Genomic DNA, 12,353 nt, shown 5'->3' on the forward strand with positions numbered 1-12,353 from the left:
GGCGCTACTCGATTGGGGGGTACGTCAGTACAGTGGGGGGATGGACAACGTCAAGGAGTCCGGCGCGCGACGCGGTGGCGCGGACCGGGACGAGGACTTTCTGCGGCTCGATCAGCAGGTCTGCTTCTCGCTGCACGCCGCCGCCCGCGCCTTCAACGGCGTCTATCGGACCGCCCTGAAGGATCTCGGGCTCACCTACCCCCAGTACCTCGTCATGCTCGTCCTCTGGGAGCACGACGAGCTGCCCGTCAAGAAGATCGGGGAGCGGCTGCGGCTGGACTCCGGGACGCTGTCGCCGCTGCTCAAGCGGCTGGAGGCCGCGGGGTACGTGGAGCGGCGGCGCAGCGTCGAGGACGAGCGGTCCGTCTCGGTGCGGCCCACGGAGCAGGGCGTCACGCTGCGGGAGAAGGCTCTCGCCGTGCCGCGCACCATCGCCTCGTCCACCGGGCTCTCCCTGGACGAGGTACGCGACCTGCGCTCCCGGCTCAACGCGCTGACCCACGCCCTCGACGCCGCCGGCACGGAAGTCGGTACGGAGGTCGGTACGGAAGCCGAGGAAGAGGGTGCGCGTGACTGTGTCCGGTGACTTCGGTGCCGGCGTCGGTCCTCGCAGGGGGCTCGGCGCGGACTTGCACGCCGACGCCGTCGCCCGTGAGACCCGGCGGTTCGCCGCCGTCCTCGAACGGGGCGATCTCTCCACTCCCGTGCCCGCCTGCCCGGGCTGGACGCTCCTCGATCTGGTCCGGCACACCGGGGGCGTGCAGCGGTGGTTCTCCGCCCTGCTGCGCGCCGGGGTCCAGGAAGCGCCCCGGACGCGGGAGGTCGAACTGGATCTGCCCGAGCGCGAGGACGCGTACGGTGCCTGGCTCGCCGCCGGCGCGGAGCTGGCCGCCCGGACCTTCGCCGAGATCGACACCGACGGGCGCATGTGGACCTGGGGCGCCGACCCGCACGCCCGCTTCTGGGTCCGGCGCATGCTGTACGAGACCCTGGTGCACCGCACCGACGCCGAGGCCGCCCTGGGGCTGCCGACCGTGATCGACCCGGTGCTCGCGGCCGACGGCGTGGACGAGTTCCTCGTCAATCTGCCCTACGCCACGCCCTTCGCGCCCGGCGTCGTCCGACTGCGCGGCCGGGACGAAGTCCTCCGGTTCCGCGCCGACGACACCGGTCAGGAGTGGCTCGTACAGCTGCGGAGCGACGGGTTCGGGCTCATCCGCGCCACCGGGCAGGCCGCCGCCGCCTCCGTGCGCGGGGCCGCCGCCGATCTGCTTCTGCTGCTCTACGGGCGGCTCGGGCGCGACGCGGAGGCCTTCCGGACCTCCGGCGACCCGGAGCTGCTCGACCGGTGGTTCGACAACTCCGCCTTCTGAACGGACTCCGCCTTCTGAACGCGCCGGGCGGGACCTACGCCTCCCGCGTCAGCAGCGGCACCCACTTCTCCAGCGCCGGCTGCTCCGCCAGGTCCGCGAACGACGCCGTCACGCCGTGGTCGCGGCGCCAGCGGCCCAGCAGGCTCATCAGGCGTACGGAGTCGAGGCCGTAGTCGACGAGGTTCTCGTCCGCGGGGATGTCCGCCGGGTCCTCGCCGAGGACGTCGGCCACGTCCGCGCGCAGCTGGTCGAGGGTCAGAGGGGTCGTGGTCACGGTGTCGCTCCTTGCCGTCAGGGCAGTCAGGGCAGTCAGGGGGCAGGTAGGGCCGACAGGCCTGTCAGGGCCTCAGGGCCTCTGAGTCGTCAGATCGCGTCGTGGCCGGCGTCGTCGAAGACCCTCGCCGTCGTCGTGACCACCGCGCACTTGCCCGCCGCCCAGCGCAGCGCCATCGCGTGGTCGTCCGCCGAGAAGTCGGCCACCGCGTCGGCCACCACGAACGCCTGGATGTCCTGCATCCACGCGTCGCACGCCGTCATCAGTACGCCGATGTGGGCGTAGACGCCGGTGATGACCAGCTGGTCGCGGCCCTGTTCGCGCAGCCGCTCCAGCAGGTCGGTGCGGACGAAACCGCTGTACTTCCACTTGGTGAGGACCGTCTCGGCGGGCGCCGGGCCGATCTCCGGTGCGAACGCCGCCGCCTGCTCGTCGGCCGGCAGGCCCGGGCCCCAGAAGTCCTGCTGGAGACCCCGCTGTTCGGGCGTCTGGCCGCCCGGCTGCGCGGTGTGCAGGACCGGCACGCCGAGCCGGTCCGCCGTCCGCTTCAACTCGGCTACGTGCGCGAGCAGTTCCGGCACGGGTGAGGCGTCGCGGTCGTACGCCGACAGGAAGTAGTTCTGCAGGTCGTGCACGAGGAGCACGGCGCGGGACGGGTCGACCTTCCAGTCGACCCGGTTGGCGGGCAGTTCGTCGGCGGACGGCATCGGGTACGGGGCGATGGCGGGCAGGGCCATGGTGGTGACGTGTTCCGTTCAGGTGTTCAGGCTTGCGTTCAGAGGGGCGTTCAGGCGTGCGTGCAGGCTCGCGGGTTCAGGTTTGCGTGGGCTGGGACGCGCCCCCGGGCTGTGGGATGGGTTCGGCCTCGGGGCCCGAAGGGGAATCGGACCGCCAGGAGGAAACAGACCGCGAAGGGGGCCCAGGCCGCGTGGCGGACGCCGCCGCCCGCAGGTCCTTCTTCGAGATCTTGCCCACGCCCGTCTGCGGGAACGCCTCCACGAACTCGACGCGGTCGGGCACCTTGTACGCCGCGAGGCCCCGTCCGCGTACGAACTTCTTGACCGCCACCGGCTTCAGCGGCTCCGCGCCGGCGCGCAGGATGACGTACGCGCAGGTGCGTTCGCCGAGGTAGGGGTCCGGTTCGGCGACGACGTTGGCGTCGTGCACGGACGGATGGGCGAGGATGTGGTTCTCGACCTCCTCGGCCGCGATCTTCTCGCCGCCGCGGTTGATCTGGTCCTTCGCACGCCCCTCGACGACCAGGTGGCCCGTCCCGGTGAGGCGGACGATGTCGCCGGTGCGGTAGAAGCCGTCCGGGGTGAAGGAGCGGGCGTTGTGTTCGGGCGCCTTCCAGTAGCCGCGGATCGTGTACGGGCCGCGGGTCAGGAGGTGGCCCCTCGCGCCGACGGGCAGGTCGTTGTCCTCGTCGTCGACGATCCGGATCTCGTCGTCGGGGGAGATCGGCCGGCCCTGTGTGGTCACGATCGTCTCGTCCGGGTCGTCCAGACGCGTGTAGTTGACCAGGCCCTCCGCCATGCCGAAGACCTGCTGGAGCGTGCAGCCGAGCGCGGGCCTCACGCGCCGCGCCGCCTCCTCGCTGAACTTGGCGCCGCCCACCAGCAGCACCTCCAGGCTGGACAGGTCGTACGTCGATGACGGCGCCGCCTCCGTCCAGACCAGGGCGAGCGGCGGGACCAGGCCCGTGATCGTGACGCCCTCGGACTCGATGAGCGGGAAGGCCACCTCAGGGGCCGGCCGCGGGCAGAGCACGACGCGGGCGCCCGCGTACAGCGCGCCGAGCGAACCGGGCGAGGAGAGCGGGAAGTTGTGCGCCGCGGGGAGGGCGACCAGGTACACGGACGACGCGTCGACGCCACAGAGTTCGTTCGAACCGCGGAGCGAGTAGATGTAGTCGTCGTGTGTGCGGGGGATCAGCTTCGGGACGCCCGTGGAACCACCGGAGAGTTGGAGGAACGCCAGGTCGGAGGGGACGGGCGGGTCCGGGACGGTGACCGGATCGGTGGCCGGGTCGACGGGCACGTCGGACAGCGCCTCGAAGGCGCCCGGGTCGCCGGCGGCCACGAAGACGTGGCGCAGGGTGGGGACGGCGGCCAGGACCTGCGCCGCCAGGTCGCGGTAGTCGAAGCCGCCGTCCTCGGCGGGGATGACGTACGCGGCGGCCTCGGTGAACTCGCAGAAGTAGCGGATCTCCGTCTCGCGGTGCGCGGGCAGCGCGAAGACCGGCAGGGCGCCGATGCGGAACAGCGCGAAGACGGTCTCGAAGAACTCGGCGATGTTGGGGAGTTGGACGACCACCTTGTCGCCCTTGGCGATGCCGCGGGCGAGCAGGCCGGCCGCGAGGCGGTCGGCCCGGCGGTCCAGTTCGCCGTACGTCCAGCGGCGGGGCCCGGCTGGGTCCCCCGCCGGGTCGACGATCGCGATCCGGTCGGGGTGCTCGGCCGCGCGCTCGCGCAGCATCCGGCCGAAGGTCTCGCCGCGCCACCAGCCGGCCTCGCGGTAGCGGGCGGCGAACTCCTCGGGCCACGTCGGCGCCTCGGGGGTGCTCACAGCTCGGCTCCCACCGCGTTCAGGAACGTGCGGAACTTGGCGCCCGTCTCCGCGGTCTCCGCCGCCGGGTCCGACGCGGCGACGACGCCCGCGCCCGCGTACAGCCGCAGGGAGCGCTCCTCGGCCTCGGCGCAGCGGATCGTGACGACCCACTCGCCGTCGCCGTTCGCGTCGCCCCAGCCGATCATGCCGGTGAAGAAGCCGCGGTCGAACGGCTCGGTCTCGCGGATCACCTCGCGGGCGGTGGCGGTCGGGGTGCCGCAGACCGCGGGGGTGGGGTGCAGGGCGCAGGCCAGTTCGAGGGCCGAGGCGTCGGGGGCGGCGAGGGTGCCGGTGACCGTGGTGGACAGGTGCCACATGGTGGCGGTGCGGATCAGGGTGGGGCGGGCCGGGACGGTCAGGTCCGTGCAGAACGAGGCGAGCGCCTGGTGCACGGCGTCCACCACGACCGCGTGCTCGTGCAGGTCCTTGGCGGACTCCAGGAGCGCGGCGGCGCGGCGCACGTCCTCGGCGAGGTCGTCGCTGCGGGGCGTCGAACCGGCGAGGGGGTTGGCGACGACCTGCCGGCCGCGGCGCGAGACGAGCAGCTCGGGGCTGGCGCCGATCAGGGTGCGGCCGGGGGCCGTCGGCAGCGCGAAGGTGTAGCCGGAGGGGTCGCGGCGGGCCAGGCGCTGGAGCATCAGGGGGATGTTCAGCGGGGCGGGCGCGGTCAGTTCGAGGGTGCGGGCGAGGACGACCTTGCTGAAGTCGCCGCGCCACATGCGCTCTACGGCGGCGGCCACACCGGCGCCGTACTCCTCGGGCGCCGGTACCGGGCGGATGTGCCAGTCGGTGGCGTCCGGCGTCTCGGCGGGCAGCGCGATCAGCGGGTCCGCGGTGAGCGGCGGCGCGGTGCGCACGGCCGCGGGGACGGCGAGCGCGGCGGGCGCGGTGTGGTCGAAGGGGACGGCGCCGACGACGTACGGCCTGGCGAGCCCGGCGCGGCGGGCGCCGGCCAGGGTGGCGGCCACGCGCTGCGGCAGGGGTCTGTCGTCGTGCGGGACGTGGGCGTGGACGCCGCCCTCGGAGAGGAGGGTGCGGGTGGGCGTCGCGAGGAAGCGTTCGCCGGGGGTGTAGGCGTCGAGGAGGGCGGTGGCCGCGCCCACGGCGGGGTGGGCCTGCTCGGCCGCCGTCGTGACGGGCGTGGCGACTTCGGGTGCCGTCGACACGGAGGGCTCCGTTTCTGGGGGCGGGGTACGCCCCGCGGTCGGTCCGGGGGTGGGGGTGGGGGTGGTTCGTTCGGTACGGGGGGACGCGGGGCAAACGGGTGGGTGGGCGGCATCCGACGCGCAGCGGCGGTCCAGTTCCCCGCCCCCGCCCCCGGCCGGGGGACTCACCGCAACGTCGCGCCCCCGTCCACGTACAACTCCTGCAAGGTCACATGCCGGGCCCGCTCCGAGGCGAGGAACAGCACGGCGTCGGCGATGTCCTGGGGTGCGGCGATCCGGCCGAGGGGGATGCCGGTGCGGTACGTCGCGGGGTCGCCGTCGATGACGCTGCGCGGCACGTCCTGTTGCCCCTCGGGCCACAGCGCCCGCTGCATGGCGGTGTCGGTGGACCCGGGCGCGACGACGTTGCACCGCACCCCGCTGCGGGCGATCTCCAGCCCGAGGCACTTGGTGAACATCGTGGCCGCCGCCTTCGACGCGGCGTACGCGGCCATGCCCGTACGGGGGATCCCGGCCGCGTTGGAGGCGACGGTGACGATGCAGCCGGAGCCGCGCGCCGTCATGTGGGCGGCGGCGGCGCGCGAGGTGTGGAAGACGCCGGTGGTGTTGACGGCGAAGGTCTCGGCCCAGTCGGCGTCGGTCAGTTCGGCGACGGGCGCGGTCCGCAGGATGCCCGCGACGTTCACGAGGAGGTCGAGGGCGCCGTGCTCGCGTACGACGTCGTCGACGAGGGCGGTGACGGCGGCGGGGTCGGTGACGTCCATGACGCGCGGTGTGATGGCACCGGCCGTCCCCCGCGTGCCGCCGGCCGTCCCCCGTGCGGCGGCGGCCAGTTCGTCGATGCCGTGCGCCGAGCGGTCGGTGGCGACGACGTGCGCGCCCCGGGCCGCGAGGGCGGTGGCGACGGCGGCGCCGATGCCCTGGCCCGCGCCGGTCACCAGAGCCGTACGCCCGGCGAACTCGCCCTCGGCGTGCGACCCGTCAGGTATGTGCTCAGGCATGAGTGAGCGACCTCCCCCTACTTTTTAGGTAAGCCTAACCTAACGTATAACCACTGCCCAGAGGTCGCCACCCTGTCGACATAGTTAGGCTAGCCTCACCTTATGCGCATGCCGACAGCGGGCACCACGCCCCGAGCACCCCAACAGCCCAAAACACCGGGCGAGTTGGCCGAAAGGGACCGGGAAGGCAACCCCGAAGCGGCCACCGGGAGGAACGCCCACGGGTCGTCACCGGAGCGCCCCGCACCCGCCGCCGCCCCCACCGCGCCACCCCGATCCCGCACCGTCGCCCTCGCCGTCGCCGGATTCACCCTCGCCCTGCTGCTCCTGGTGGCCCTCTCGCTCTGCGTCGGCGCCGGCGAGATCGGGCCGGGCGGAGTCCTCGACTACCTCCTGAACCGCGACGGCGCACGCGACGACGCCCGCCTCGCCCTCGTCGTCGGCGACCTGCGCATCCCCCGCACCCTGACCGCGCTGCTCGTCGGCGGGGCCCTCGGCGTCGCCGGGTGCCTGCTCCAGGCGGTCACCCGCAACCCGCTCGCCGAGACCGGCCTGCTCGGCGTCAACGCCGGCGCCTCACTGGGCGTCGTCGCGGGCATCGCGCTGCTCGGAGTCGATTCCGGTTTCGCCTATCTCGGCTGCGCGTTCGGAGGCGCCGTGGTCGCCAGCGGCCTCGTGCTGCTCATCGCCGGACGCAAGGGCGGCGGCTCTCCCATGCGGCTGGTCCTCGCCGGATCGGCGCTCGGCGCCACCTTCGGCGGCCTCACCAGCGTCATCGTCGTCAACTCCGCGGAGACGTACGACAAGTTCCGCTTCTGGGTACTCGGGTCCCTCGCGGGCGTCGAGGGCTACGGCGAACTGGGGCGGCTCGCGCCCGTCCTCGCCGCCGGCTTCCTGGTGGCCCTGCTGGTCGCCCGGCCGCTGTCCGCCCTCGCCCTCGGCGACGACCTCGCCCGCGGCCTCGGCCACCGGCCGCCCCTGATCCGTACCGTCGTCGCCGTCGGCGTCACCCTGCTCACGGCCGCCGCCGTCGCGCTCGCCGGACCCATCTCCTTCCTCGGCCTCCTCGCCGGTTTCCTCGCCCGCGCCCTCGCGGGCACCCGGCTGCCGGCCCGGCTGCTCCTCGCGGGTCTCGTCGGCGCCTGCGTCCTGACCGTCTCGGACGTCGCCGCCCGCGTGGTCTCCCGCCCGTACGAGGCGCCGGTGTCCGTCATCGTGGCGCTGATCGGCGCGCCCGTACTGATCCTCATCGTCCGCTCCCGGCAGTTCGCCACGATGGGCATGACGGAACCCGCGACGGAGGAGAGCGCTCCTTCCGGGCGGCGCCGCCTGACCGGCACCTTGCGGTTCCCCGGGCGGGGCGGCGTCCTGCGGCTCCCAGGGCGGGCCGGGGCCCTACGTCGGACCGACGACCTCCCGCTCCCCGAACAGGCCGGCGACCTCCGCCTCCCCGAACAGACCGGCGACCTCCCGCTCCCCGAGCAGACCGGCACCCTGCGAATCCCCGGACGGGCCGGCGTCCCCCGGCGCCCCGCCTGGGCGAGCGTGCTGCGGCTCCCCGGGCGGACCGGTGACCTACGGTCCGCCGGGCGAACCGACGCACGCCCGGTGAAGCAGCGCGCCCCGCGCGTCCGCCCCGCCGACAGCTACGTCCTGCGGCGCGGCCCCCTCTCCTTCCTCGTGGCCCGCCGCGCCACCCTCGCCGCGCTGCTGCTCGCCGGTCTCCTGCTGGTCGCCGTCGTGTTCTCCGCGTACGCCGGGCAGAGCGACATGGGCGTCGGCCGCACCTTCCGGGCCGTGTTCGGCCAGGGCGACCACTTCGACGTACTGCTCGTACAGAAGTTCCGCCTCGGCCGCATCGTCGCCGGGCTCGCCGCGGGCGCCGCGCTCGGCCTCGCCGGGTGCCTCACGCAGACCCTCGCCCGCAACCGCCTCGCCACCCCCGAACTCCTCGGCGTCAACGACGGGGCCACCGCCGCCGTCCTCGTCTCCGTCACCTTCAGCGCCTCCGGGTCCTTCGGCGCCTGGTGGGCGGGCCCGATCGGCGCGCTCGTCGCCGTGGTCGTCGTCACGCTGGTCTCCGGCGGGCTCGGGCAGCGCGGCTACCGGGTGCTCGTCGTCGGCCTCGCCATGTCCGCGCTCGCCTCCGCCGCCACCCAGGTCGTCCTCTCCCGGCGCTCCCTCAACTCGGCCAGCTCGCTGTACGTGTGGACCTCCGGCAGCCTCAACGGCCGCGGCTACTCCGTCGCCGTGCCCGTCCTCATCGGTCTCGCCGTCCTGGTCCCGCTCTCCCTCGCCGTCGCCCGCCACCTCGGCGTCCTGCGCTTCGACGACGCCACCGCCGCCTCGCTCGGCTCCCGTGCCGGGCGCACCCGCGTGATCTGCCTGCTCCTCGCCGTCGCGCTCGCCGGCCTCGCGGTCGGCGTCTGCGGGCCCGTCGGCTTCGTCGCCCTCGCCTCGCCCGTCATCGCCTCCCGCCTCGCGGGCCCGCTGCGGGTGCCGCTGGTCGGCTCGATGCTGACCGGCGCGCTGCTCGTGGTCGTCGCGGACACCCTCGGGCGGATCGCCTTCGACGGATCGGAACTGCCGGTCGGCGTCGTCACGACGGTCCTCGGCGGTCCGTTCCTCCTCTGGGTCCTGCTGGGCCGCTCGGCGGCGACGCGCGTATGACGGACAGCACCGGACGCGCGTACGAAGCCGCGGAGGCGCGTATGACAGCCACTGACGCGCATACGACAGCAGCAACGGACCCGCGTACGACATCCCCGGACGCGCCCACGACATCGACATCCCGCGACCCGAGAGAGGCCACCCCTGTGCGAAGCCCGCTGCTGCGGACGTTCCTGCACGCCGCACGAGCCGAAGTGCCCGGCGCCGAGCGGGACTTCTGGAACCGGATCGAGGCAGGCGGCGCGCCCCTGGTCGAGGCCGACCCCGCGGGCGACCCGGCGTACCGCCTCGTCACCTTCCTGTGGCGGGACGATCCCGCGCGCCCCGCCACGGACGTCCTCGCGCTGCTGCACACCGTCACGGACAAGGACCGGCACGCGGGCGACCTCACCCCGCATCTGATGGAGCGCCTGCCCGGCACGGACGTCTGGGCGCTCAGCCACCGGCTGCGGTCCGACCACCGGGCGTCCTACCAGTTCTACGTCGGTCGCGGCCCCCGGCACGAGACCTTGCGCACCGACCGCGAGGCGTGGCTGCGGGTCCTCGCGGAGGCCGTCCCCGACCCGCTCAACGGCTCTCCGCGGTTGCCCGCCCGCGACGGCCGCCACCCCGCCTCGGTGATGTCCCTGCCCGACGCGCCGCCCCAGCCGTACGTGGGCCGTCGCGTGCGGGCGGCCGGGCGGTCCGTCGAGGCCGAGGTGGACGGCAGGCGCGTCACCGCGCACCTGCCGCGGGAGCCGGTCCGCGCGGTGGCCGTACTCCTGGACGGCGAGATGTGGGGCCCGGTGCTCGGCATCGGCGACACGTTCGACGCCCTGCACGCCGACGGGGCCCTGCCCCCCACGGCCGCGCTGCTCGTCCACACGATGGGCCGCCGCATGGAGGACCTGAGCTGCAGCGGCGCCTTCGTGGACTGGCTGGCGGACGTCCTGCTGCCCTGGGCGGCGGACACGTACGGGGCCACGGCGGCCCCCGAGCGCACGGTCATCGCAGGTCAGAGCGCGGGCGGCCTCACGGCGGCGTACGCGGCGCACCGGCGCCCGGACCGCTTCGGCGCCGCGCTCTCCCAGTCGGGCTCGTTCTGGTGGCCCGACGAGAACGCGCCCGACGGCCGCGGCCCGGAATGGCTCACCCGCGCATACGCCCGCGCCCCGCACCGCCCGGTCCGCCTCCACCTGGAGGTCGGCGCCCAGGAGTGGATGCTCCTCACGGAGAACCGCCGGCTGCGCAACGTCCTGCGGGCGCGGGGCTACGAGGTGACGTACGAGGAGTTCAACGGGGGCCACGACTACGCGTGCTGGCGCGGAGGCTTGGCGACGGGGCTGGCCGGCCTGCTGTCGGGCTGACGCCCGTCGCGGAGCCGGAGCGGTCACTGCCCCTGCTCCCCCTCGCCACCGGCGCTGACCGCGTGGGCGACGAGGGCCGCGACGGCGGCGGGCTCGCACAGGTCGCCCTCGAAGCGCGGGGGCGTCACCCAGTAGGTGCCGGGCGGCTTCCTGCGGTCGACGCGCGGTACGCCGAGGTAGGTGCCCGCACCGAGGCACGGCGCGAGGGCCTCGTACTCCCAAGGGCGCCCGGCGCTGGGTCGCATGAGGGGGTAGTAGGTGCCGTCCAGCGTCCGGCCGTCGAAGATGACCGGACCGCCGAGGAGCGGGCCGAGGCGCCCGGCGATCTCCCGCGGATCGGCGGCGCGCAGTGCCGCGGCGACGAGCCGTCCGGGCAGGCGGACGGCCTCGAACCGGGGACCGAGCGGAAGCAGGGCGACGCCGACGGCCGCCCATGCGCGCCGGGCCCGCAGGGGAGGGAGCTGGGCACGCGCGAGCCAGTCCGCAACCGCGGAGAACTCCTCCTGGACGCTCACCCGAACGTCTCCGCGCGGAGCCCGGGGCCGGTGGCGGCGGCGAGGGCGACGGGATCGGTCAGGTACCCGGTCCCGTCGGGAGGGACGAGCCAACGCCGGCCGGCGGCCGGGCGGCTCGCCGGCGGACAGTGCAACGGCCACCCATGGGGCCGCAAGGTGACGCCCCGGCCACGCGGCGCCCCCTCACCGGCGCCGAGCGGGACAAGCCACCAGGCGCGGTCGAGGCCGACGTCCACCAGGAGCGGCCCACACGCGTGCGCCGTCAGCCGCTCCCTCGCCCGGAGCGCGAGGACGAGCGGGACCTCGGCGGCGAGCCAGCGGGTGCAGTGAACCGGCGCGAGACCACCCATGGCCCACACTTCGTGAGCGAGAGAGGGGCGCCGGGCGCAGTCCGCGAGCCAGTTGTCCGCGTACGCGGCAGCGGACGGATCGACGCCGAGGGCATCGCTCGCATCGGGTGTAGGGGCCATGACGAGGAAGGTATGAAGGCGCGGCACTCCGTACACAGGCCATGTTCGTGAATGTTCCCGACGCCCTGCCGAATGTTCCCAAGTGTTCTCGTATCGAGGGCTGCAACCCATGGCTCGGTGACCCACCACGTCGTGATGCTGTGACGGACGACCCTGAACTGCGGGAGGCGCTATGGCACGACGACTGCGTTGTAACGGCACGGACAGCAAGAACGGCGGGTGCCCGGCGATCCACGAGGACATCGACTCCGGAGAGGTGATCGTGCAGGGTCCGCCCGTCAGTGACTGCGCCGACCTCGCCCAGTTGCGGCACCTCGGGCCGGATGAGGTCGCGGTGGTGGTGCCGCGCGAACTGCTCGTCAACCACGGTCCGAAGGAGATGACACGCGTGCCGAAGCTGATCGGCCTTGCAGAGTTCGGCCGGCTCTTCGAGACGTTCGAGAACTCGGCGTGGCACCTGGAGACGCGCCGCGGCTACGCCTCCGACCGCGAGGATCCCGGCTTCGTGGAGTTCCGGAGGACCGGTCGAGCCCCCATGGACCTGGACAGTGACTGGTGCGTGAACATCCGCCGGCAGACGTCCAGTGGTAAGTACGTCGGCCGCGTGCGTGTCATGGACGACCCGCCGACCGAGGGCCAGTTGTTCCTGTTGGACTACTCGCGATGCAACGCGGCCACAGGCGAGGACGTCCGCTGCATCTGGCGGCAGGACGCACGGCGGGCGCACCTGCCCGCAGAGGATTTCTGGATCTTCGACAGCCGTCTGGTGGCCGTACTCCGCTTCGACGCGCAGGACGCCTTCCATGATGTGGAGGTGATCACGGAGCCCGCTGAGGTCCTGCGATACTGCCAGGCCCGGGACGCGGCTGTGCGCCACGCGGTCCCCTACGACGAGTTCACGGCGCGGCTGCGCGCCGACTGATGGCGG

Annotated in this window: 12 protein-coding genes; 5 read left to right on the plus strand and 7 right to left on the minus strand. The window is 73.9% G+C overall.

The features are described 5' to 3' along the window. Positions 1–40: 40 nt before the first annotated feature. Both ACZ5GP_RS16930 and ACZ5GP_RS16935 read left to right on the plus strand, forming a co-directional pair. Positions 41–586, plus strand: coding sequence for a MarR family winged helix-turn-helix transcriptional regulator (locus ACZ5GP_RS16930; RefSeq protein ID WP_468751576.1), 546 nt, complete (start codon positions 41–43; stop codon positions 584–586). After that, complete coding sequence (locus ACZ5GP_RS16935; protein WP_468751577.1) at positions 570–1,373, plus strand: maleylpyruvate isomerase family mycothiol-dependent enzyme; 804 nt, start codon at positions 570–572, stop codon at positions 1,371–1,373. The genes ACZ5GP_RS16930 and ACZ5GP_RS16935 overlap by 17 nt, the downstream gene beginning before the upstream one ends. Positions 1,374–1,407: 34 nt before the next feature. Here ACZ5GP_RS16935 and ACZ5GP_RS16940 read toward each other — a convergent pair whose 3' ends face one another. From ACZ5GP_RS16940 to ACZ5GP_RS16960, 5 genes are all read right to left on the minus strand, one after another. Next, positions 1,408–1,647, minus strand: a complete 240-nt coding sequence (locus tag ACZ5GP_RS16940) for a phosphopantetheine-binding protein (RefSeq protein ID WP_468751578.1) — start codon at positions 1,645–1,647, stop codon at positions 1,408–1,410. An 89-nt stretch (positions 1,648–1,736) separates the two neighbouring features. After that, on the minus strand, positions 1,737–2,384 hold the full coding sequence (locus ACZ5GP_RS16945) for an isochorismatase family protein (protein ID WP_468751579.1): 648 nt from the start codon (positions 2,382–2,384) through the stop codon (positions 1,737–1,739). A gap of 76 nt (positions 2,385–2,460) precedes the next feature. Beyond that, positions 2,461–4,215 (minus strand): (2,3-dihydroxybenzoyl)adenylate synthase, encoded by a 1,755-nt coding sequence (locus ACZ5GP_RS16950; RefSeq protein ID WP_468751580.1) that lies wholly within the window; start codon positions 4,213–4,215, stop codon positions 2,461–2,463. Then, positions 4,212–5,423 carry an isochorismate synthase DhbC gene (dhbC, locus tag ACZ5GP_RS16955; protein WP_468751581.1) on the minus strand — a complete coding sequence of 404 codons (1,212 nt, stop codon included), beginning with the start codon at positions 5,421–5,423 and terminating at the stop codon, positions 4,212–4,214. The genes ACZ5GP_RS16950 and dhbC overlap by 4 nt, the downstream gene beginning before the upstream one ends. Before the next feature lie 164 nt (positions 5,424–5,587). Continuing rightward, entirely contained in the window at positions 5,588–6,424 is an 837-nt protein-coding gene (locus ACZ5GP_RS16960) for a 2,3-dihydro-2,3-dihydroxybenzoate dehydrogenase (RefSeq protein ID WP_468751582.1), read from the minus strand. A gap of 102 nt (positions 6,425–6,526) precedes the next feature. Here ACZ5GP_RS16960 and fhuB point away from each other — a divergent pair, with 102 nt between their 5' ends. Both fhuB and fes read left to right on the plus strand, forming a co-directional pair. Next, the gene (gene fhuB, locus ACZ5GP_RS16965; RefSeq protein ID WP_468751583.1) at positions 6,527–9,094 is read left to right on the plus strand and encodes a Fe(3+)-hydroxamate ABC transporter permease FhuB; all 2,568 of its coding nucleotides are present in this window, start codon (positions 6,527–6,529) and stop codon (positions 9,092–9,094) included. A 146-nt stretch (positions 9,095–9,240) separates the two neighbouring features. Next, on the plus strand, positions 9,241–10,440 hold the full coding sequence (fes, locus tag ACZ5GP_RS16970) for an enterochelin esterase (RefSeq protein ID WP_468751584.1): 1,200 nt from the start codon (positions 9,241–9,243) through the stop codon (positions 10,438–10,440). A 23-nt stretch (positions 10,441–10,463) separates the two neighbouring features. Here fes and ACZ5GP_RS16975 read toward each other — a convergent pair whose 3' ends face one another. Together ACZ5GP_RS16975 and ACZ5GP_RS16980 are read right to left on the minus strand one after the other, a co-directional pair. Then, entirely contained in the window at positions 10,464–10,955 is a 492-nt protein-coding gene (locus ACZ5GP_RS16975) for a hypothetical protein (RefSeq protein ID WP_468751585.1), read from the minus strand. Beyond that, entirely contained in the window at positions 10,952–11,425 is a 474-nt protein-coding gene (locus ACZ5GP_RS16980; protein WP_468751586.1) for a hypothetical protein, read from the minus strand. Before ACZ5GP_RS16980 ends, ACZ5GP_RS16975 begins: the two co-directional genes overlap by 4 nt. A gap of 172 nt (positions 11,426–11,597) precedes the next feature. Between ACZ5GP_RS16980 and ACZ5GP_RS16985 the strand changes: the two genes are divergently transcribed. Further along, entirely contained in the window at positions 11,598–12,347 is a 750-nt protein-coding gene (locus ACZ5GP_RS16985; RefSeq protein WP_468751587.1) for a DUF6879 family protein, read from the plus strand. Positions 12,348–12,353 lie beyond the last annotated feature (6 nt).

Source organism: Streptomyces sp. NPDC031466, assembly GCF_055581265.1.